Source organism: Arthrobacter sp. MMS24-S77 (assembly GCF_054888235.1).
This window is the reverse complement of record NZ_JBTZRN010000001.1, coordinates 2650183-2671690: the sequence shown is the minus strand read 5'-3', so window position 1 is coordinate 2671690 and position 21508 is coordinate 2650183. Positions and strand designations below refer to the sequence as shown.

Sequence of the window (21508 nt, the reverse complement as noted above, 5' to 3'; positions counted from 1 at the left end):
TGTTTTAGATGTGCGACATTCCGGGTTTGATCAGTCGTTTGGAGGCCCAGGACCTCGCTAGATTGCGGGAGCTCGGCAGCGAACAGCCCTTGGGACCTCAGCTGATAGCGGCCATTGACTCAGCGGCTGGTGGGCCAGGGGAAGGCCGTGGCTATTACGTGGTCAGCGGTTCCCTGTATCCGGTCGAAGCCAGGGACTACCACCTCCGGCAAGATGTGGCGGATGCCGTCTTCGCAGCGGACGACTCTTCTGTAAACGTCACAGCCTGATCAGCGCGGATACCGTTACTTAGGCCCCAGGCACCGGCCCACGCTGGGAAGCCCAGGGGGGCCGGTGCTCTTGGGCTAGAGGGTTTCCAACAGCTCCTTCATTTCCTTGATCTCGGCTTCCTGTGCCGACACGATGTCCTTGCCCAGCTTGAGTGCGTCAGCGTTCTTGCCGTCAGCACTTTCCTTCTGCGCCATGGCCACCGCCCCTTGGTGGTGGGCGATCATCTGGGTGAGGAATAGCCTGGCTGCTTCAAGGCCTTGGGAGGCGGCGAGCTTCTTCATGTCCTCGTCGCCCATCATTCCGTTCATGATGTGGTCGCCGGACATCTCGGCGGGCTCGTTCCATGCCTTGAGCCAGCCCCTCATTTTCTCGATCTCGGGACCTTGGGCTTCTTTGATCCTCCCGGCGAGTGCGGTCACGGGAGCGGGGATATCCCTCTTGGCGAGCACCACGTCGCTCATCTGGACGGCCTGGGCATGGTGGGGGATCATCATCCGGGCAAACGATGCGTCGGCAGCGTTGTGCTCTCCGGCACTGCCCACCGCCGCACCAGATGAGGGTGCGGAAATGGCTCCGTGGTTCATGCCGGGCATGTTGTTGCCCCCGGTTCCGGCTGAGCAGCCGGCCAGCGCGATGGCCGTGGCAAGGGCGAAAGAGGTCATGGTCAAGGTTTTCTTCATGTTTTTGGGGTCCTTCAATCAATCAGCCGGCAGAGGCGCGGCTGCGTGGGACGCGCACAGCAAACCCACCAAGGGGAGACGCGTCAGGGTGAAGTCTTGTGCAGCGGGCCGAACGGCTCGGTGCGTCCGCGTATTTTACGTGCGGCTGATGCAGAGATCGCCCGGGGAAGGACTGCCCGGACGGTGCGAATAACCGGCGATCTGTAAGCCCGGCTCCGGGGTGCCCTCATCTGCATATGGCGGGACGCCAGGCAAAGGTGCCGTGAGCGAGTTATGGCTCGGGGCAGGCACGCAGACGGCGCTCATGGCCGACATCGCGGTACAGGTGCCCGAGCTTGTGCAATGCGATGCCGGCAGCTGAGCCGATGGCAGGACGGACGCGCCAGCCGGTTGCAACGGATCGCCCGGCAGCACGATATGGCCACCATGGGCCTGGTGTTCTGCGGCGTTGATCCCGGTCGCGATGGGGTTGTGCATGCCGTGGCTGGCGCCCATGATGTGCATTCCGAGGATTCCGGCGATGATCGACAGGAGCGCGGCCAGCAGGCCAATATGGCGGAGGAAGGCGGTGGCGCGGCCCCGTAGGGGGTCGGTCATGGTCTTCCTCCTTCCGAAGTTGTGCTTGTAAGGTTACCGGCCCAGACCAGGCGCTGCTATGTCAGTTCTGAGTGGCGGTGCTACTACGTCACCCTCCGGGGGAGGCTGAACGGCTGCTTTCGCCGAGGCTGCTTCCCGGGCGAGGAACGCTCCGAGTTCGTTGATGGTGCTCATCAACGGAGCCGGGAAGACCACCGTGGTGTTCTTGTCTACGCCGAGTTCCACCATGGTCTGGAGGTTGCGCAACTGCAGCGCCAACGGGTGGGCCATCATGGTGTCGGAGGCCCTGCCCAGTGCGGCTGCGGCGAGTGATTCGCCTTCGGCAGCGATGATCTTGGCGCGCTTTTCGCGCTCAGCTTCCGCCTGGCGGGCCATGGCGCGCTTCATGCTGTCCGGCAGTTGGATGTCCTTCAACTCCACCAATGTCACCTCTACGCCCCATTCCAAGGTCAGCCCGTCCAGGATCTGGCGAATATTGGCGTTGATCACGTCCGTTTCAGCGAGCGTTTCGTCCAGGGTGTGTTGCCCCACCACCTTTCGAAGGGTGGTTTGGGCGATTTGGTCTATGGCCGCGTGGATGTTTTCAATTGCGATAACGGACTTGATGGCGTCTACTACCCGGAAGTAGGCGACGGCGGAAATGTCCACGCTGACGTTGTCCCGTGTGATGATGCCCTGGGACTGGATAGGCACGGTGACGATCCGCAGGGAGACCTTCCTCAGCCGGTCGACGAACGGGATGATGACGACCAGGCCAGGTGACCTGACGCGCTGGACCCTTCCCAGCCTGAACAGGACGCCGCGTTCGTATTGCGTGACGATGTGGACGGCCAACGCGAACCAAATGACCGCTACGACAATGAGCACAATGAGAAGGGTGATGGAGTCCGCCGTCATGGCCACCCCAGGCTCCGTTCCTAGGAGCTTTGTATTGATGGCGGTGAGACTTCGGGGAGTCGCAGTGCAGCTGAAACAGGAGCCGAGTGCCGCCGTAATGAAAGGAACGCCCTATCCAGGACATTCCTTTCACTTCTTGGGCTAGACCCTTTCGCGGGTCCGGTCGATTACCGGTTCCGGATCGTTCGTGAACTCACGGTGGCGGCGTGGGAAGGCCCAGAACGAGAAGTCCTTCGCGTCCACCTTGGGTTCAGGACGTTCCTCGGATTCCCGTGAGGCATCTTTCCTGGTGTCCCGCTGGAAATCCTTGTAGTACCCGTAGCACATCACTGACCTCCTTCTAGCGACTGCCCTTTAATCGTCCTCCCGATTCGGCAAGCAGTCCACCTTTCGGGGCGGGTTCCGCATGTAGGCACAATGGAGGAGTGAATTCCCCATCCGTCCCGCGGAACGCCGCGCCTGCCTACAGACTCTTCGACCTTGGCGCGATCGGGGCAGGACTCGTTTTCGCGGACTCTTTGGAGGAACTCGGCGAAGTGCTCAGCGCAGGAGGAGCGGCTGGAACCGCCGTCGTGCAAGCGCCTCCGGGAACCGGCAAGACGACGCTCGTCCCGCCCCTGTTAGCCAACATCGCGGCCCGCTCCGTCAAAGCGGAGGAACGCCCCCGAGTGGTGGTGACCCAGCCACGCCGGGTTGCTGCGCGCTCGGCCGCACGACGCCTCGCCGCCCTCGACGGTAGCCGTCTGGGTGATCGCGTCGGGTACACGGTCCGGGGAGAAAGCAAGACGGGTCCGGGAACCCTCATCGAGTTCGTCACCCCGGGAATCCTCTTGCGGCGACTGCTTGCGGATCCAGGGATTGAGAGCGTCAATGCCGTGATCCTCGACGAGGTTCACGAACGCGGCCTGGAGACAGACCTGCTGTTCGGAATGCTCATCGAGGTCCACGGGTTGCGCGAAGACCTGGCCCTGGTGGCGATGTCGGCAACCCTGGACGCGCCACGGTTCGCCGCGCTGATGGGCGGTGCCGCCGTCGGGGAAAACCCGACCGGAAAGCACGACGGCGGCGGGCCGGCTCCCGTCGTCGACTGCCCCTCCGCGCTGCACCCCTTGAAAGTGGACTGGGTCCCTGCGGCCGTGCCGCGATTGGATGTGCGCGGCGTGGCCCGGGCTTTCCTGGACCATGTAGCGGACACAGCAGCGGCGTCGTACTCCGAAACGCTCGCGGCCGACCCCGGCATTGACGCGCTCGTCTTCGTCCCCGGTGCGTGGGAGGTGTCCTACGTCGCCTCCCGGTTGCGCGCCCGACTCGCGGCGGGGATACCGGTCGCAGAGGTGTTGGAGCTTCACGGACAGGCAAGCCCGGCAGAACAAGACCGGGCAGTTTCCGGGCGGGAACGTGGCGGACCTCCCCGGATCATCGTGTCCACAGCACTGGCCGAATCCTCCCTGACGGTTCCGGGAGTCCGGCTGGTCATCGACGCGGGGCTTTCCCGCGAGTTGCGGCGCGACTCCAACCGCGGCATGTCCGGCTTGGTCACGGTCTCTTGCTCCCGCGCGTCCGCCGAGCAGCGTGCCGGACGCGCGGCGCGTCAAGGGCCCGGACGAGTGGTCCGCTGCTACGAGCAAAAGGCGTTTGGCGCGGCACCAGCCCACCCCACACCGGAAATTTCGGCCGCGGACCTGACGGGCGCCGCCTTGGTCCTGGCCTGTTGGGGATCGCCACGTGGCCGGGGACTGGCCCTTCCAGACGCGCCGCCCCAAGCAGCGATGGATGATGCGGTGGAAGTGCTCCGGGAACTCGGCGCGATTTCCCCGGACGGACTCGCCACGGAAGTGGGAAGAATCCTGGCAAGGATTCCCGCCGATCCGCGACTGGCCCGCGCACTGCTCGATGGCGCCGCTGTGGTCGGGCGCCGCGCGGCGGCTGAGGCCGTTGCCCTCGTCGCGGGGGACCAGCGCCCTCCTGGAGCTGACCTGACTCGTCTCCTGGGCTCGCTCCGGTCAGGCAGGGATCCCGTGGCCGGGCGTTGGGCAGAGGATGTCCGGCGCATGGAGGCGATTGCACGCCAGGAGAGCTCCGGCGTCGTACTTTCCCTGCCCTCCCAGGCGAGGCTGTCTTCTCCGGCGGGCCCCGCGGGAGGGCTGGGGTTCGTCGTCGCCCTGGCGTTCCCGGACCGTGTAGCGCGCCGCGTTCCAGGCTCCGGACCCGAGCGCTACCTGCTGGCTTCCGGGACACGCGCCGGGCTGCCGGCAGGCAGTCCGCTGGCCGGCCATGAATGGCTGGCGGTGGCCGAAGTGTCCCGCGCGGAGGGCCGGGATGCGGCAGGGACCGGCGCCGTCATCCGTTCCGCCGCGCCCCTCGCGGCGGACTCCGCGGAGGCTGCCGCCAGCCAGCTCCTGAGCGACACTGTGGAAGCAGAATTCACGCAGGGCCGCGTCACCGCCCGGCAGGAACGGCGATTGGGAGCAATCGTGCTTTCGTCGACGCCGGTGCGGCCTTCCGTGGAAGAGGGACGCGCTGCCGTTGCCCGCGCCCTGGCGAAGGACGGCCTGGGGACGATCGGATGGTCGACCGCGGCGGATGCGCTACGCCGTCGGCTGGCTTTGCTGCACCGGGAATTGGGTGATCCCTGGCCGGATGTTTCCGAGCAGGCGTTGTTGGCCCGGCTGGACACGTGGCTGGCGCCGGAGCTCGAAGCGTTGGCTGGAGGAACCGCCACGAGCGGGATCAACCTGGCCGAGCCGTTGCAGCGGCTGTTGCCGTGGCCCGAGGCGGCCCGCCTCGGTGACCTGGCACCGGAATCGCTTGATGTGCCTAGCGGTTCGCGGGTGAGAATCGACTATCCGGACGCCGCGGACGATCGCGGCCGGCCGGTGGTGGCCGTCAAGCTGCAGGAGTGCTTCGGCTGGACTGAGACGCCCCGCCTGGTAGGCGGGCGGGTGCCGGTGCTTTTCCATCTGCTTTCCCCGGCCAGGCGACCGCTGGCCGTGACGGATGACCTGGCTTCCTTTTGGTCCGGCCCCTATGCCCAGGTCCGTGCGGAGATGCGGGGCCGCTATCCGAAGCACCCCTGGCCCGAGGACCCCTGGACGGCGCCCGCCACGGCCAAGACCAAGCGCAGGATGTGACTCGGGTGAGATGGCCTCGCTGAGCTGGCTGGGAGGCATTCACAGGCTTCTTCCTTAGGATGCCACGGTGATGAACATGGAATTGCGCCCCGCTGACCTGGCCAATGACTGGTGGCAAGCCGTGGTGCGGGGATTCACCACGACGGAGGTCCCCAGCCTTTCGATGCCTGTTGTCCTGGGCATCCTGGCGGCGGCCGTCGTGCTGAGTATCCCGCGCGTCACGTGGCGCTGGTTTGGCCTCTATGTGACGTTCGTACATGAACTGGGACACGCGTTCGCTGCCCTCATGACAGGCCGGATTGTTCACGGGCTCAAGATCGGGCTCGACCACTCAGGACAACTCCTCAGCAGCGGGCGTGGCAAGTTCGGAGCCGCCTGGTCCGGGTTCTGGGGATATCCGAGTCCGGCCGTGGTGGGCGTAGCGCTCATCTGGTCGGTGTTCGCCGGGCGGTCGGGAGCGGCCATGTCCGTTGGGGCGTTGGTGCTGCTGGTCGCGCTCATCTTTCTGCGCAATTTCACCGGAATCTTCGTTGCGCTCCTCAGCGCGGCGATTGCCCAACTGCTTGTCATGTTCGCCGGTGCCTCGACGGTCAGCCATGTGGTGTTGGGGCTTGGAATAGCCCTGGAAGTAGGCGCTGTGCGGGATTGGTTCAAGGTTGCTTCGGTCCACACCCGGCGTCGGGATCGGCTGGCGTCATCCGACGCCTACATCCTGGCCCGTTCCACCGGGGTGCCGTCGCTGCTGTGGCTCGTGGCATTCGCGGTAGTCATTGCCGCAAGCTCCGCCTTTTCGGTTCGCTTGGTGTGGGACATGCTCTCCTAGCCTTTGCACTCTCGGTTTCGGCACCGCGAGTGGGCTTTTCCTCTTGCCGTGCGCCGGTGGAGGGTGTGGAATCGGTTAGCAAAGGGACGCGGGGGATTCGGCTTCTACTCCAGGAGGTGCTCATGTCGGTGAAAGGCTCAGGCAGTGCGACGAAGGGGTCGAATCGGACCAACCCTGATCTTCGGCGCGCGGACGCTTCGGCAACGTCAGCCGATCGGCCCGAGAATATCCGAAACGTTGTCTTGATTGGCCGCTCGGGTGCCGGGAAAACGATGCTGCTCGAGTCCCTCCTCTACGCCGCCGGCGTCGTAACCCGCATGGGTTCGATCGTCGAAGGCACCACCGTGAGTGACTCGGAAGCGACGGCCATCCACCAACAGCGATCCATTGGACTGTCGGCAGCGCCCCTGGTGTTCGACGACGTCAAAGTGAACCTTCTCGACACTCCGGGCTACGCCGATTTCATGGGCGAGTTGCGCGCGGGGCTGCGTGCGGCGGACGCGGCGTTGTTCGTCGTGTCGGCAGTTGACGGCGTCGACGCAGGGACCACGGCGCTGTGGAGCGAATGCGAGCGCGTCGGTATGCCCCGGGCCGTAGTCATCAGCCGGCTTGACCATCCACGAGCGAACTACGATGCCGTCCTCACCGAATGCCGCAGATCCTTCGGGGATTCGGTCCTGCCACTTCACTTGCCGGTCCGCCAAGGTGACACTGTCACGGGATTGCTCGGGCTCCTTTCGGGCTCGGTGTCGGAGTACACAGCCGGGGATCCGCATCCCGCGGTACGTCCTGCGACTGCGGAGGAACTGGCCGGCTCAGACGGTTCCCGGGGTGAGCTCATCGAGGGCATCATCTCGGAGAGCGAGGATGAGACGTTGATGGACAGGTACCTTGCCGGCGAAGACGTCCCCGTCGACACCCTCGTGGAGGACTTGGAGACTGCAATCGTTCGGGGGACGTTCTTCCCGGTCCTGGCAACGTCCTCCGTGACCGGCGTCGGCACGGCCGAGCTGCTGGAGGTGCTGACCCGGGCATTTCCGCCGCCGACTGAGCGGACCCTGCCCACGGTAACTGACTTGGGTGGGACACCCGTCGACCCGCTCACGTGCGATCCGGACGGTCCGCTCCTTGGCGAAGTGGTGCGGACTACCGTTGACTCGTTCCTCGGGCGCGTTTGCCTTGTGCGGCTTTTCTCGGGGACGCTTCGCGAGGACTCTGCCGTGCACGTGGGCGGGCACGGCCTGGCCGAACGGGGCCATCCCGACCACGACAGCGACGAGCGGGTCACTCACCTCTACTCCCCATTGGGGTCCAGCCTTCGGCCGGTGCCTTTCGCCGTGGCCGGGGACATTTGTGCGCTGGCGAAGGTGGCGAGCGCCGAGACGGGAGACACCGTTTCCGCCCGCGAGGCGCCGTTGCTCGTGGAAACCTGGGACATGCCCGAGCCACTGATGCCTGTCGCGATCGAAGCGGCCTCCCACGGCGATGAGGATGCACTGTCCAAGAGCTTGGCCAAAGTCGCGGCAGGCGATCCGACCCTGAGGGTGGAGCGCAACGCCGAAACCCATCAGCTGGTCTTGTGGTGCATGGGAGAGGCACACTCGGAGGCGGTCCTGGACAGGTTGCGCGAGCAAGGGGTGAAGCTGCAAACGGTCGACGTCATCACGCCGCTCCGGGAGACCTTCGCCGCCCAAGCAGCCGGACACGGGCGGTATGTCAAGCAGTCGGGTGGCCACGGACAATACGCGATCTGCGATATCGAAGTGGAACCCCTTGAACGCGGGGCAGGTTTCGAATTCGTAGACAGGATTGTCGGCGGAGTCATCCCCGGCACCTATGTTGTTTCAGTCGAGAAGGGTGTCCGGGCCCAGATGAATAAAGGGGTGCGGGCAGGCTTCCCGGTAGTCGACATCAGGGTGACCCTGGTGGGGGGCAAGACGCACAGTGTCGATTCCTCGGACGCGGCTTTCCAGGCCGCTGGCGCGTTGGCTTTGCGCGAGGCGGCCGCGGCAAGCAGTATTCAGCTCCTGGAGCCGATTTCGGCCGTCACCGTCCTCGTGGCAGACGATCACGTGGGCGCCGTTATGAGTGATCTGTCTTCCCGCCGCGGGCGTGTCACCGGTACGACGTCCGTGGGTGGGGAAAGTACTGAAATCAGCGCCGAAGTTCCGGAACAGGAATTGCTGCGGTACGCGATCGTGCTGCGGGGACTGACCGCGGGCAGTGGCCGATTCCGTCGGGAGTACCTGCGGCATGAGCCGCTGCCTCCGGGCATTGCCGTTGCTGCCGCGAAGGCTTGACCCCTCGCGTCCGCCGGTCGGGCTCAGCCGTTCTTACGAAGGAACGCTGACACCGGGCCCGCCAATGAGGCCCCTACCTCCGCCGCACTCTTCTTGACCCCGACGCGGGCGAAGGAATGGTCGCCGCCGTCCCACCACTCGATGGTGGCCGTCGGGCCAATCCGGGACACGACGCCTTCGAGCAACTCGGGCGTCGCGAAGGTGTCCCGGGTGCCTTGCAGGAAGAGCATCGGCAGGGTGAGCCCGTAGAGGTGCTCGTCACGGAGCTTCTCCGGTTTCCCCGGCGGGTGCAGGGGGTAGCCGAGGTACACGAGCCCGGCTGCGGGCATGCCTTCGGCCACAGCCATCGATGCCATGCGACCACCGAAGGACTTACCGGCTGCCCACAGCGGTTCGCCCTCAGAACGGGACGCCGCTTCCGCCATGACGGCCCGCCACGCCGCGATCGCAGCAGGCGGCCGGTCGGGGAATTTCTTGCCGGCTTCCCGGTAGGGGAAGTTGAAGCGCAAGGTGGCGACGCCGTCGTCGTTCAATGCCCGCGCGAGGCCGCCAAGGAAGGGGTGCTCCATGCCCGCTCCGGCTCCGTGGGCGAGCGCGAGGGTCGCGAACGGTTTGTCAGGCCGGGCGTAGATACCGGAGATCGGTGCGCCATCGACGTCGATCGTGATACGGGATTCGGCGATGTGCATGCTCACTCGAAACGGGAGGGATCGCCGGTGCCTCGCCTGACCACTTCCGCTGTGCCGCTCGAGAAATCCACCACGGTGGTGGGCTCTGCGCCGGTGTCCCCGGAATCGATCACGGCTTCCACCAGGTTGTCCAAGCGTTCCTTGATTTCCCAACCCTGGGTCATGGGTTCTTCCTCGTCGGGGAGCAACAAAGTGCTGGAAAGAAGGGGTTCGCCCAGTTCGGCCAGCAGCGCCTGGACGAAATTGTGGTGTGGAATACGCACCCCGACGGTCTTTTTCTTGGGGTGCAGGAGCCGGCGCGGCACTTCCTTGGTGGCAGGCAGGATGAACGTGTAGCTTCCCGGCGTGACGGCTTTGATGCTTCGGAACACATCGTTGTCGATCATGACGAACTGCCCCAGCTGTGCGAAGTCCTTGCAGACCAGGGTGAAATGGTGTTTGCCGTCCAACTGGCGGATCGAGCGGATCCGATCGAGGGCTTCCCTGTTGCCGATTTGCGCGCCGAGTGCGTAGCAGGAATCGGTGGGGTAGGCGATCAGCCCACCCGACTTCAGGATATTCACCACCTGGGCAATTGCGCGTGGTTGAGGGTCCTGCGGGTGAACATCGAAGAATCTTGCCATGCCAAGAGCTTACGGGCAGGCCCTACTTCAGGACAGGACATCCTTGCTCGTGAACTTGCCATAAGCCAGCGCGCCGGCCGCCACGATGTAACCCGCCTGCAGCAAGGCATTGTCGGCGAAGCTCGTCCACGAGATGGGTTGGCGCAGGAGATCCGCGAAGCCCAACCAGTAATGACTGAACAGCCACGGGTGCAGCCACTCCAATTGCGGCAGGTTGTCCGCTACTTGCGACACCACGGACAACACGATCGTGGCCGCCATTGCACCGACGGGAATATCCGTAAAGGTGGAAATGGCCAGCCCGATCGCGGACAGCCCCAGCAGCGACACAGCAATGTACGCAGCAATGAGCAGGGAACGCACCACGGATTCGCCGACGCCGATCGTGTCGCCCGAGAGCAGCGTGACGGGGCCCACCGGGAACAGTACGACGCCGGCCAGCGCACCGGCGGCGGCCACCGTCAGGGTCGCTGCCAGGCAGAACACGGCGGCGGCCGTGTACTTGACCAGCAAGAGGCGAACGCGCCCCGCGGGGGCGACAAGCAAGTACCTGAGCGTGCCCAGGTTCGCTTCTCCCGCAATCGTGTCGCCCGCCACGACGCCTATGGTGAGGGGCAGGAACAAGGGTACGGAAACGATCAGCGCTGTCACGCCAACGAAAAGGCCGTTTTGGGTGATGCGGTCCAGGAAAGGTGGACCGCGGCCCGGAGTGACGGGATGTGCGCTCAGTTTGACCGCCGCGGCAATGAGAATGGGGATGGCTGCGAGCGCCAGCAGCATGGCCCACGTCCGCAACCGCCTGAACAGTACCGAGAGCTCCGAGGCCATGAGGGACCACGAGCTTGACGGCCGGGCGCTCGCCGGTGAGACGCTGGGCGGGCCAGTCAAAGGTCCGGTTTCGTGGTCAGCCAGCAATGTCGAAGCCCTCTCCGGTGAGGGAAACGAAGCGCTCTTCCAGGCTGGCGTTCTCCACGCCAAAGCCCCGGACCCGGACGCCGTCCGCGACGAGGGCCGCGACGATTGCCTCAGGAGCCACATCGTGCCCCGGTGTACCGGTACTGACAAGGCTCCGTCCATCGGGACCGGACCAGCCGGCCGAAGCGGCTGACAGTTCCGACCGCAAGCCCAGCCGGGACAGGACACGCACCGCCGCCTCAACATCAGGCGTGTGGAGCCGGATGGTCGCCGTTCCTGCGGCCCGGAGTTCATGCAGGGTTCCTTGGGCCACGAGCTTGCCCACGCTCATGACGCCCACATGCGTGCACATCTGTTCCACCTCCGCGAGGAGATGGCTGGAAACGAACACGGTGGTGCCTCCCGCCGCAAGGGAGCGGACCAGGCTACGCACCTCCCTGGTGCCTTGTGGATCCAGGCCGTTGGTGGGTTCATCGAGGACAAGGAGTTCCCTCGGCCGCAGCAGGGCATGTGCAATCCCCAGTCGCTGCTTCATCCCGAGGGAGTAGGCGCGGACTTTCTTGCCTGCAGCGTGTGACAACCCGACGCGCTCGAGTGCTTCGTCAACCCGGGCAGTACGGGTACGTGGGGAAGCGTGCAGGTCCGCGCTGTCCAGCCGTCTAAGGTTCGCAGTTCCGGACAGGAAGGGGTAGAAAGCAGGTCCCTCCACCAAGGAGCCGACGTGGGGCAGGACGGTTGCCAGCTGGCGTGGCATTTCCCCGCCAAGGACCCGGATGTTACCGCTTGTGGCGGCCGCCAGGCCAAGCAGCAAACGGATGGTGGTGGTCTTGCCGGAACCATTGGGGCCAAGGAAGCCAAAGACGGATCCGCGGGGAACGGCCAGGTCGATTCCGTCGACGGCGGCACGGTGGCCGAAGCGTTTGCTGAGGCCCCGCGTTTCTATCGCCAGTTCAGCTGGCGGGGATGCCTCCGTCATTGCGGGGCGGCTGCAGCTTGCAGCCGCTCAAGTGGCACCATTCCCGCGAAGACGCGGCCGTCGTCGAGCATCAGGACAGACACCAGGCTGGTAGTCAGCGCGCGGCCGCCCGGCACTGCCTGGGTGAGCTGGGCCAACATCGGAGCAGTCCGGACATCATCGGGCACCGTGCCCGCGGGCAGGCCCATCACGGCGTCCCAGCCGGTGCCCGTGATCGTTGGCCGGCTTGCTGTTGCTTTTGCCTGCGGTGCCTGCCCGGTCTTACCGGGGAGGGTGCGCAGCTGCGGGGTTGCCTTCTCTTCAACGGCGGCACCGCGGGGCGGAGTGAAACTGAACAGGGCGGCGTCGGGCGCCGACAAGCTCAAGTCAGTGAACGCGAGCGAAAATGCCGCTGCGGCCTGGCCCCGTGCCCGCACATCGACGCCGAGCGGCAAGCCGGACGCGGAATCGACGGCGATCGTCACGGAATCGACGAGCGTTCCGGTGCTGCGTGGCTTGATCACCAACTGGTAGGCCGTGCGCCCGGCTACTGTGGTTCCGTCACCCACCGTCACTTCCGTGCTGGGCTCGACGGCGGCGAGGAAGCGCTGCGCGAGGACGTCAGGTGTGGCCATTCCGGGAGTTGGAGTCGCACGCGGGGCAAGGCTGCCGGTCGTGGTGTGCGCAGGTAGCGTCATATGCGCCGCGCTGTTGTCGGCCGAGTTGTAGAGCCAGAGATCGTTGCCGTTGCGGACCAGATCGCGCTCGGCGAGCATGTCCATCACCTGGAACCGGGCCTTGGAGGGGCCGTCCACGTAGACCCGGGCCGTGTGCGAACCGCTCAAAAGTTCGATCACGGAAGCTGGACCCTGGGTGGCGGCAGGTCCGGTGGAAGGGAGCTGGGGGAGTCCCAGTTCGGAATTTTGCTGAAGCGTACCGGACAAAGCACGGACGTCGGAGCGCCCGATCATGGCGATGACTTCCGCGGCCGTCTTGTGCGGCAGGCTAGTCGCAGCTCCGGCCTGGTAGGAACCAGCCAGGGCTGCCGCAGCAAGGGCTACCGGGACCATAGCGGCCGGCAACCAACGCAACCAAGGGCTAGTCATGGCAACCTCGCGAACCAGCCACCATCGGGGAAGTTCATGCTTCCAGACTACTCCTGGCTCTACGCCTCCAGCGTCCTCCTCACGAAGTCCGCGCTCGGCCGTGAATAAGCGGCCCCGAGCCGCTCGAACAAGGCGATTCCCGCCATGCCGGGCCAATCCTCGGGCAGGAATTCCGCAGGCAGCCCCGGATCCAGATACGGAATGATCCGCCAGCGGTCGATGCACCGGACATAGCTTGCGAAGGTTTCGGCCGACGCCGCGGCGCCGTCGGAACCGCCACCCGGCCCGCCGCCGTCGGCCGCGGAACCATGATGCCGGATGAAGTCCCGATGCAGTTCAGCCACTGCGTCCAGATCCCACCACGAGGAGGCGGCATCGCGGAGGCTGCCGCCGACCAGGGGAGCATCCGTGACGAACACTGTGGCCATGCTGCGCAACTCGAGGTCCTCCAGGATCTCCTCCACCTCTTCGCGCAGGGAATCCGGGCAGATCCACAGCCCCGCTGCCACGGTGCCGCACCCAATCCAGTGCAGCCTGCGCCGTAGTTGGTGCCGCTTTTCCCGCTCAGTTTCCGGGATGGAAAAGGACACGAGGCACCAACGGTTGCCGGCCGACATAAGGCGTGGGTTGAAGATCCGCCGGTCGCCGCGGGCAAGCATCGCTGCGGCGCCGTCGGTGATGGCGAAGCCCGGAACACCCTGACGCTGCCGGGGGAGGACGATTTCCTTCTTCTTCAACCGTGACAAGGCCGTCCGGGTCACAGCCGCGGAGACCCCGAGGGCCTCCATGAGGGCGATGATGTGCCTGGTGGACATCCATCCGCCGGCATCGCGCAGATACAGGCCGATGACCGTACGCAGCAACGACGTGGTGCTCCCGGGCCGGGAGTCCATGTCGTCAAGGACACCACTCACAAGAGCTCGGCGAGGGCGTCCCGGATGGCAGTCACGCCCAGCTCAACCTCGGCATAGCTGGTGCTGAGTGGCGAGAGGCCGATGCGTAGTCCGTGCGGCGGACGGAAGTCCGGGATGACGCCCCGCTCCCAGAGTTTCTGGGTCACCTCGCCGAAGAGGGGATGGTCCACCGTGATGTGGGAGCCGCGCTCTGCGATGTTGCGCGGGCTGACAATCTCGGCGCCCAGGGGGACCAGCATGTCCTCGGCCAAGGCAACTGCGTATTCGGTGAGCTTGATGGATTTCTCCCGCACGGCGTCCATCCCGACGGACGCAATGAGCTCCACCATGTCCTTGAGCGGCTGCATGGCCAGCACGGGGGGAGTGCCGGTGATGAAGCTTCGGATACCTTTTGCCGGCTTGTAGCTCTCTGTCATGCCGAAAGGGTTGTCGGCGCCCATCCACCCCCAAATGGGCTGCTGCAAGCGGTCCTGCTGCGCCGCGTTGACATACGCGAACGCGGGGGAGCCCGGGCCGCCGTTGAGGTACTTGTACGTGCAACCCACCGCAAGATCGACGCCCCAAGCGTCCAGTTCGAGGGGCACCGAGCCTACTGAGTGGCACAGGTCCCAGAGCATGAGCGCACCAGCGTCCTTCACCAGCGCTGTGATCGCCTCCGCATCCGCAAGGAAGCCGGAACGGTACGCCACGTGGCTGAGGACGACGACGGCGGTCCGCTCGCCGAGCAGTCCCTCAAGGTCTGTGGTCCGGACGCCGCTGGCCGGGTTGGAAGCGACCCACTTGATGGTGGCGCCCTTTTCCGCCGCGATGCCTTCGATGATGAAACGGTCGGTAGGGAAATTGTCGCGATCAACCACGATCTCATCGCGGCCCGGCTGTGCGTCCACCGCGGCGCGGATGAGCTTGTAGAGCATGACGGACGTGGAGTCTCCCACGGTGACCTGGCCCGCTGCCGCGCCCAGCGTGACTGCGCCTATCCGGTCGCCGACCCGCGTGGGCTCGTCCATCCACTGTTCGTCCCAGCCTCGGATCAGGCGGCTGCCCCACGCGTCTTGGACGAATGAAGCCAGCTTCGCCGACGTGGCTTTGAGCGGGCGCCCGAGCGAGTTCCCGTCGAGATAGGCGGCGAGTTGCCCGTCCTCGGGGGCGTAGAAAGCCTCACGCTGCTCGGCGAGGGGATCGGCGGCGTCGAGTTCGCCCGACGTCGGCCGTTGCGTTTGCTGCACGCTGTTCATGTCTCTCCTGAAGATTGATGGGGTTGCTGGACGGGTCGGTTTTGTCTTGTTTCGGGGGGCTCAGTTGCCGATTTCGGTGCGGACGGCGTAGAGCTCCGGGAAGAATGTCAGGTCAAGTGCCCGTTTGAGGAAGTCGACGCCCGAGGAGCCGCCCGTACCCACCTTGAACCCGATGGTGCGTTGCACTGTGCGCAGGTGGCGGAATCGCCACGCATGGAAATTGTCTTCGATGTCCACGAGGTCTTCGCACGCTTCGTAGAAGCCCCACGGGGTTGCCTCCGATTCGTAGATCTCCTGGAAGACCGGGACAAGGTCCTTGTGGAACGTCCACGGTTCGCTGGTGTCGCGCTCCAGGATTTCGGCGGGAACGGCGTAGCCGGCCCGCGCCAATACCGAGAGGAAGGCATCGTAAAGAGTCGGCTGCTCGAGGAGGGCGCTGAGCTGGCTATGAGCTGCCGGATCACTTTCGAAGACCCGGAGCATGTCGCGGTTCTTGTTGCCCAGGAGGAACTCAACGCCGCGGTACTGGTGGGACTGGAAGCCCGAGGAACTGCCCAGGAAGCGACGGAATTCCGAGTACTCACGCGGAGTGAGCGTACCCAGGACCGACCACTGCTCGGTCATGGTCCGCTGGATGGCCTTGACGCGTGCGATGCATTTGAGGGCCTTGGCAAGGTTGTCCGCATCGAGGAGCCGGCGCGCTTCAAGGAGTTCATGGAGGATGAGCTTGAGCCACAGTTCGCTGGTTTGATGCTGGATGATGAACAACATTTCGTCATGGTGTTCCGGGGTGCTCAACGGGTGCTGGGCTGTGAGCAGGCGATCAAGGTCCAGGTACCCGCCGTAGGACATGGCCTGGCTGAAGTCGGTGCGGACCGAGTCCTCAAGGTGCCTGATGCTTTGGGCCCTGATGCTGTCTTCGGAGTGGCCGGTGCGGTTTTCCATACACTGAGAGTATCACTCTTGTGACGGACGTCAAGATAGTGAATTTCCCGGAAAGGTCCCTCGATTCCGGACCGCCCAGTCAGCGCCCTTGTGCCCTACGCTGGGCTTATTGCCAAGTCCGGGAGGGGGCCTGTGAGCATCGTTACGCTGTATCTGGACGTCGACGGCGTCGTGAACCCCTTTGGCCCCATGGGCTTCACTGATTGGGGTACTGAGTGGAAAATCGCCGACGCCGGGATATTGGACGTCGTTTATGCCGCCGAGTTGGTCGAGGCGCTCAATGAGCTGGCAGCACATCCCGCAGCGAGGTTTGTCTGGCTGACCACGTGGCAGCGGCTCGCCCCGGAGTTCCTGTGTCCGGCAATCGGTCTCCACGGTGAACATTGGCCCGTCTTGACCAGTGACGGCTGGGACCAGACTGCCGACTGGTGGAAGCTGGACGTTTTGCAAAAGGACGTCCAAGAGTCCGGAGCCGACCGCTTCGTGTGGATGGATGACCAGTTGGCCCATGAGGCAGCGGCCCGCTCTTGGGCGGAATTCCTTGGTGACCGTGTGCTTTGGATCTCACCCGACCCGCGGCGTGGCCTGTCACGGAGCGATATCGCGGCTGTTCGGCAATTCCTCGGCTGAATCGATGTTTGGCCATGCTGGCAATGGCACGTAGGATTCTTAAGGTTTCACGCCCGCCATAGTTAACTCCGCCAGTACAGTCAGATGAACGGTTGCTGAACTGTGCTGTGCAAGGCAGGCCCGGGGAAGTGGAACTGCGCATCGTCGACTCTGCAGATTGGGCACCAGGTGGAAATCACCTTCATGGTCGCGCTTGTCATAGCGCTGGCCTTATTTTTTGACTTCACCAACGGGTTCCACGACACCGCGAACGCAATGGCCACCCCGATCGCTACCGGCGCTATCAAGCCCAAGACGGCGGTTGCCCTTGCCGCTGTGCTTAACCTCGTGGGCGCGTTCCTCTCGACCGAAGTGGCGAAGACCATTTCCGGGGGCCTCATCCGCGAGGGCACGGACGGCATCCACATCACGCCGGAGATCATTTTCGCCGGGCTGATGGGGGCCATTCTGTGGAACATGTTCACGTGGCTCAAGGGTTTGCCGTCAAGCTCTTCCCATGCCCTCTTCGGCGGACTCATCGGGGCGGCGATCGTCGGAATCGGATTCCACGCGGTCAACTTCGATACCGTGCTGCAGAAGGTCATTCTTCCGGCCATCTTCTCGCCCCTGCTTGCCGGCGGCGTGGCCTATCTCTGCACCAGGCTCGCCTACGCCCTGACATCCCGGCACGACCCCGAAACCGGTGACAAGCTGACCCAGAAGCGCGGGGGATTCCGTACTGGCCAGATCTTCACCTCCAGCCTTGTCGCGCTGGCCCACGGCACCAACGACGCCCAGAAGACCATGGGCATCATCACCCTGGTCCTGATTGCCGCCGGAACCCAGCCGGCCGGCAGCGGCCCGCAGTTCTGGGTCATCGGGGCCTGCGCACTTGCGATCGCCATCGGAACCTACGCCGGCGGCTGGCGCATCATCCGGACCATGGGCTCGGGCCTCACCGAAGTCAAACCCGCCCAGGGCTTTGCTGCGGAAGCCAGTACAGCTTCTGCGATCCTCGCTTCCTCCCATCTCGGCTTCGCGCTGTCCACCACCCAGGTTGCCTCCGGCTCGGTCATCGGCTCGGGGCTCGGACGTAAAGGGACCACTGTGCGTTGGGGAACCGTGGGGCGTATCGCCACCGGCTGGCTCTTCACCCTCCCGGCCGCTGCCATCGTGGGCGCCCTGACGGCATTGCTCGTCGGCACCGGCACCGCCGGCGTGGTTATCGCGGCAGTCGTGGGCACCGCCGTCGTGGTCTACATGTTCATTTACTCGAGGAAGTCGCACGTGGGCCACCACAACGCCGTCGAAGTCGAGGAAGCCGGCACCGCAGTCCGCTTCCGCAAGAAGAACGCCAGAAAACAAAGTCTGAGCAAGAGCATGAGTAAGGACATCCAGGCATGAAGTGGTTGGATCTGGTTCAGGTAGCCGGGGCAACCTTGGTTGCGGCCGTGCTCTTGGTAGTGCTGTATTCGCTCGGCGTTCGCCTCACGGCCATCGCGGGCGACGCCCGGCAGAAGTCGCCGGCGATGGTCCGGTCCCTTGCATATTTGTGTTTCGCGGCCTGCGGAATCGCCGTGCTTTTCGGGATTTACCTGATCGTCCCGTATTTCACCAAATAGCTTCATCCGCCGCAACGCAAGCTCTGGCAGCCAAGTCCATTCGGGAGAATAATCGGCTGTGTAGCTGCGCACGCTGATTGGTCCCCTGGGAGGGGCCAATAGGCCGCCTTCGGCAGGTGGGGGCTGAAATGAACTACCGGACCCGGAACCGAATCCTCGGACTCCTGCTCCTTCCTGCTCTTTTCGCCATGCTGGGCGCTTGCGCCGGTCCTTCACAAGATTCGGCACCCGCACAAGGCTCTGCCTCCGCCCGATCCGGTGGCCCGGCGCCCGCATCGACCGCCGTCGTCGAACCCACCGTTGCGCCTCCTGGGGGTCCTGCGGGACCGGACGTTCCGCCACCAGCGGCGGCTCCCGTGGTGCGGTGGGTTCCGATCGGGCCGATCGGTCCCAACGATCCCCAAGAAGGGCGGATGTATCTCTACGCCCAAGGAAAGGATTGCGACAAGCTGCGCGCCGGCGTCGATGGCACCACTTTCAAAGACGTGTGGTTGGCCGCTGCCGCGGTCTGTGACGCCCTGCGTGCCAACACAGGCCAGTCCTGGCAAAGCGCGGCAGCTGCGACGGCCGCAGTGCCGGAGGTTCCCCGAACCGCTGCCTCGAGTTGGCCATCGTCGCCGTCATGCGGGGCGTGGTGGAGTACCACGCGAGCAACCCCACAACGGCCGTTCCCCTTCAGCCAGGGGCCGGGAATCGTGCCCCCGCCATCTGAGTGGCCTCACGGTGGTTGATGAAAACCTCAATCCTGTTCCCGGCCTGGAACGACCGGGCGGACCTCGCGCGGGCGGAACCTGGGTGCGCTTGGACGGCTACTACGTCCGGGTGGGTTCGTTGAAGATCGACGGCGTCGATTCCGGAGTCGAGACCCGCAGCGTCGGCGACTACTCACCGGTCTATTTCAAGACTCCTGCGGCCACTGCCAAGAATTCCTTCACCGTCACCATCACTGACACGCTGGACGTCGACGGCGCGGTGCAGTTCTTCTACGACGACGCCGGCGGATCGCCGGGGGGCGCAACTGCCGGGCCGTCGCCGACAGTCGGTCCATCCTGGCCATCGCCAAGCGGCACGGTCTCGCCGTGAGCGAAGAATCCGCCACGAAGGAATCCAACAACCAGGAAATGGTCCTGGTCGAGTCCCGCTGGCAGCGAACCCTCGACGTCCTCTCGGTGATCGGCCCGCCGTTGACCGTAGCGACGGCGTTACTTGTCTACTTCGGGTGGGCTCGCACGGATGCGCAGGCAAAATCGATGGGCCTGGACGTGAGCCTCTTTGGCTACACTGTCCAGGACTTCATCCTGCGCAGCATCCAGTCCCTGTTCCGGCCCCTTGCCTGGCTGGCCCTTATCGGGTTCCTATGGCTCATGGCAGACCGGGGAGTGGACAAGCTGCTCGGGGACCAGCGCTTCCGGCCCGCCATTCGAAGGGCAGCGACGGCGCTGCTGGTGCTGGGCTTCCTTTTTGCCGCCGCCATGTGGGTCCTGACCATTTCGCAGCCGGAGCGGATCCTCCTCTATGTGCCGTACATGATCGCCGGGGGGCTGCTGCTGGGAGCCTGGGGAATGAGCTTGCGCCGCCGGGCCGCTGCGGGATCGGGGCGCAGCCTCACCGTGACACCCCGTGCGCTGGAACGTTCTTTCATCTTCGTGCTTGTCACGCTCCTCCTGTTCTGGGGCACGTCGGACTACGCCCAGGCACTGGGGCGCGGAGCCGCCGTCGACTACCAGGAACGCTCCCAGCTCCTGCCGACCGCCGTCGTATACAGCAAGGAAAGGCTCGCCGTTACCGCCCCCAATGTCCACGAGGAAACCGCCGGAACGGCGGCCGAGCCGTTGTACCGGTACACGGGGCTCCGACTGCTTGTTGTGAGCGGCGGGCGGATCTTCCTGCTCAACGACGGCTGGACGCTGAAGGAAGGCCGCGTCGTCGTGCTGCGCGATGATGCGAGCGTGCGCGTGGAGTATGGGAACCCATCGGCCGAATGAGTAGGGTAAGGCCATGTCGGATTTCCAGTATTACGTGGCGTCCTCACTAGACGGATACATCGCCACCAATGAAGACGATCTCGGCTGGCTGCTCCAGTTCGAAGAGGCCGAAGGCGTCACCGAAAGCTACGAAGACTTCATGGCGGGCATCGGCTGCATTGTGATGGGCGGCCAGACGTATCGCTGGCTCATGGAACACGAACCGGGCAAGTGGCCTTACGCCGGTATACCGTGTTGGATCTTCACCCACCGTGAATACTCCGCGCCGGCTGGGGCGGACGTCACGTTTGTGCGTGGCGAGGTCCAGGAGTTCGCGCCGGACCTTATTGCCGACGCCGGCGACAAGAACGTGTGGCTGGTCGGCGGTGGAAACCTGGTTGCCCAATTCGCCAAGGAGGGATTGTTGGACGAGATGATTGTCACGCTGATCCCGGTCGCTTTGGGCTCCGGTAAGCGCTTGCTTCCCGTGGAGAGTGCGACGGCGCCGCTTGAGCTGGTCTCTTCCCGCACCCTTGGTGGAGCGGCAGTGGAGTTGCGTTACCGGTTCCCGGCGCGCTGACACGGAGCTTCCCGCCGCGCTGACACGGGGCGCGCCTTTCAGGGGTGCCTGTTGTCCCGGATCATGTTGGTGATCCGGGCCGTTGACAGCCGGCGTCCGTGGTCGTCGGTCATGACGATTTCGTGTGTGGCGAGTGTGCCGCCAAGGTGGATGGCCGTGCATGTGCCGGTGACCAGGCCGCTTGCTACTGAGCGGTGATGGGTCGCACCCACCTCGATTCCCACCACATGGCGTCCGGCTCCAGCATGCAAGGCCGCCGAGAAGGAGCCCAAGGTCTCGGCGAGAACCACGTGGGCTCCGCCGTGAAGGATGCCGGCAACTTGGGTGTTCCCTTCCACGGGCATGGTGGCGACGGTCCGTTCTGGGCCCAGTTCAAGGAACGTGATGCCCATCTTCGCCACGAGCGATCCCACGCCATAACGGGAAAGCCAACCATGGAGCTCCTGCGGAACGCCAGCTGCATTGAGTTCGTCAGTGAACCGGCCCGGCGTGAAATTGTCCATCATGGCAACTAGGCTGGCACCTGTGAGCGAAACAACCAAACCGGACTCAGTTCCAACCGAAACGTCAGCGCCTATGGCTACTGTCATTGCAACGGCACCAGACCCTTCAGCAACCCCTACCGGCACGGTGGCTGGTGGCCGGCCCCGGCT

Annotated in this window: 23 protein-coding genes; 10 read left to right on the top strand and 13 right to left on the bottom strand. The window is 64.8% G+C overall.

Annotated elements, in window-relative coordinates:
* The first annotated feature begins 26 nt into the window (after positions 1-26).
* Complete coding sequence (locus tag ACX5I4_RS12200) at positions 27-269, top strand: hypothetical protein (protein WP_461836894.1); 243 nt, start codon at positions 27-29, stop codon at positions 267-269.
* Positions 270-344: 75 nt separating this feature from the next.
* On the opposite strand, the gene ACX5I4_RS12195 is transcribed toward ACX5I4_RS12200, so the two are convergent.
* From ACX5I4_RS12195 to ACX5I4_RS12180, 4 genes are all read right to left on the bottom strand, one after another.
* The gene (locus ACX5I4_RS12195) at positions 345-950 is read right to left on the bottom strand and encodes a DUF305 domain-containing protein (protein ID WP_461836893.1); all 606 of its coding nucleotides are present in this window, start codon (positions 948-950) and stop codon (positions 345-347) included.
* Positions 951-1085: 135 nt separating this feature from the next.
* A complete protein-coding gene (locus tag ACX5I4_RS12190; protein ID WP_461836892.1) occupies positions 1086-1547 on the bottom strand; it encodes a hypothetical protein in 462 nt (153 codons plus the stop codon).
* 33 nt (positions 1548-1580) lie between these two features.
* Complete coding sequence (locus ACX5I4_RS12185) at positions 1581-2444, bottom strand: slipin family protein (protein WP_461838710.1); 864 nt, start codon at positions 2442-2444, stop codon at positions 1581-1583.
* 141 nt (positions 2445-2585) lie between these two features.
* On the bottom strand, positions 2586-2771 hold the full coding sequence (locus tag ACX5I4_RS12180; RefSeq protein ID WP_461836891.1) for a hypothetical protein: 186 nt from the start codon (positions 2769-2771) through the stop codon (positions 2586-2588).
* A gap of 98 nt (positions 2772-2869) precedes the next feature.
* On the opposite strand from ACX5I4_RS12180, the gene hrpB reads away from it, so the two are divergent.
* From hrpB to ACX5I4_RS12165, 3 genes are all read left to right on the top strand, one after another.
* The gene (hrpB, locus tag ACX5I4_RS12175) at positions 2870-5575 is read left to right on the top strand and encodes an ATP-dependent helicase HrpB (protein ID WP_461836890.1); all 2706 of its coding nucleotides are present in this window, start codon (positions 2870-2872) and stop codon (positions 5573-5575) included.
* 70 nt (positions 5576-5645) lie between these two features.
* A complete protein-coding gene (locus ACX5I4_RS12170) occupies positions 5646-6398 on the top strand; it encodes a M50 family metallopeptidase (RefSeq protein WP_461836889.1) in 753 nt (250 codons plus the stop codon).
* A 122-nt stretch (positions 6399-6520) separates the two neighbouring features.
* Positions 6521-8698 carry an elongation factor G-like protein EF-G2 gene (locus tag ACX5I4_RS12165; RefSeq protein ID WP_461836888.1) on the top strand — a complete coding sequence of 726 codons (2178 nt, stop codon included), beginning with the start codon at positions 6521-6523 and terminating at the stop codon, positions 8696-8698.
* A 23-nt stretch (positions 8699-8721) separates the two neighbouring features.
* Here the strand turns inward: ACX5I4_RS12165 and ACX5I4_RS12160 are convergent, their stop codons facing one another.
* The 8 genes from ACX5I4_RS12160 to kynA form a co-directional block, all read right to left on the bottom strand.
* The gene (locus ACX5I4_RS12160; RefSeq protein ID WP_461836887.1) at positions 8722-9387 is read right to left on the bottom strand and encodes an alpha/beta hydrolase family protein; all 666 of its coding nucleotides are present in this window, start codon (positions 9385-9387) and stop codon (positions 8722-8724) included.
* A 2-nt stretch (positions 9388-9389) separates the two neighbouring features.
* Positions 9390-10010, bottom strand: coding sequence for an L-threonylcarbamoyladenylate synthase (locus ACX5I4_RS12155; protein WP_461836886.1), 621 nt, complete (start codon positions 10008-10010; stop codon positions 9390-9392).
* Positions 10011-10037: 27 nt separating this feature from the next.
* Entirely contained in the window at positions 10038-10838 is an 801-nt protein-coding gene (locus tag ACX5I4_RS12150; protein ID WP_461838709.1) for an ABC transporter permease, read from the bottom strand.
* Positions 10839-10914: 76 nt separating this feature from the next.
* On the bottom strand, positions 10915-11901 hold the full coding sequence (locus ACX5I4_RS12145; protein WP_461836885.1) for an ABC transporter ATP-binding protein: 987 nt from the start codon (positions 11899-11901) through the stop codon (positions 10915-10917).
* Positions 11898-12986, bottom strand: a complete 1089-nt coding sequence (locus tag ACX5I4_RS12140; RefSeq protein ID WP_461836884.1) for a LolA family protein — start codon at positions 12984-12986, stop codon at positions 11898-11900. The genes ACX5I4_RS12145 and ACX5I4_RS12140 overlap by 4 nt, the downstream gene beginning before the upstream one ends.
* A gap of 59 nt (positions 12987-13045) precedes the next feature.
* Positions 13046-13879: a PaaX family transcriptional regulator gene (locus tag ACX5I4_RS12135; protein ID WP_461836883.1), complete on the bottom strand. Its 834-nt coding sequence runs from the start codon at positions 13877-13879 to the stop codon at positions 13046-13048.
* A 17-nt stretch (positions 13880-13896) separates the two neighbouring features.
* On the bottom strand, positions 13897-15135 hold the full coding sequence (kynU, locus tag ACX5I4_RS12130) for a kynureninase (RefSeq protein ID WP_461836882.1): 1239 nt from the start codon (positions 15133-15135) through the stop codon (positions 13897-13899).
* 60 nt (positions 15136-15195) lie between these two features.
* A complete protein-coding gene (gene kynA / locus ACX5I4_RS12125) occupies positions 15196-16080 on the bottom strand; it encodes a tryptophan 2,3-dioxygenase (protein ID WP_461836881.1) in 885 nt (294 codons plus the stop codon).
* Positions 16081-16212: 132 nt separating this feature from the next.
* Between kynA and ACX5I4_RS12120 the strand changes: the two genes are divergently transcribed.
* From ACX5I4_RS12120 to ACX5I4_RS12095, 6 genes are all read left to right on the top strand, one after another.
* Positions 16213-16710 carry an HAD domain-containing protein gene (locus ACX5I4_RS12120; protein WP_461836880.1) on the top strand — a complete coding sequence of 166 codons (498 nt, stop codon included), beginning with the start codon at positions 16213-16215 and terminating at the stop codon, positions 16708-16710.
* Between the two features lie 168 nt (positions 16711-16878).
* A complete protein-coding gene (locus ACX5I4_RS12115; protein ID WP_461836879.1) occupies positions 16879-18093 on the top strand; it encodes an inorganic phosphate transporter in 1215 nt (404 codons plus the stop codon).
* Positions 18090-18311 (top strand): hypothetical protein, encoded by a 222-nt coding sequence (locus ACX5I4_RS12110; protein WP_461836878.1) that lies wholly within the window; start codon positions 18090-18092, stop codon positions 18309-18311. The genes ACX5I4_RS12115 and ACX5I4_RS12110 overlap by 4 nt, the downstream gene beginning before the upstream one ends.
* A 723-nt stretch (positions 18312-19034) precedes the next feature.
* Complete coding sequence (locus ACX5I4_RS12105) at positions 19035-19394, top strand: hypothetical protein (RefSeq protein WP_461836877.1); 360 nt, start codon at positions 19035-19037, stop codon at positions 19392-19394.
* Entirely contained in the window at positions 19391-20296 is a 906-nt protein-coding gene (locus ACX5I4_RS12100) for a hypothetical protein (RefSeq protein WP_461836876.1), read from the top strand. Before ACX5I4_RS12105 ends, ACX5I4_RS12100 begins: the two co-directional genes overlap by 4 nt.
* A gap of 13 nt (positions 20297-20309) precedes the next feature.
* Complete coding sequence (locus tag ACX5I4_RS12095) at positions 20310-20855, top strand: dihydrofolate reductase family protein (protein WP_461836875.1); 546 nt, start codon at positions 20310-20312, stop codon at positions 20853-20855.
* Between the two features lie 38 nt (positions 20856-20893).
* Here ACX5I4_RS12095 and ACX5I4_RS12090 read toward each other — a convergent pair whose 3' ends face one another.
* Positions 20894-21361 (bottom strand): hotdog fold thioesterase, encoded by a 468-nt coding sequence (locus tag ACX5I4_RS12090; protein WP_461836874.1) that lies wholly within the window; start codon positions 21359-21361, stop codon positions 20894-20896.
* Positions 21362-21508: the final 147 nt, after the last annotated feature.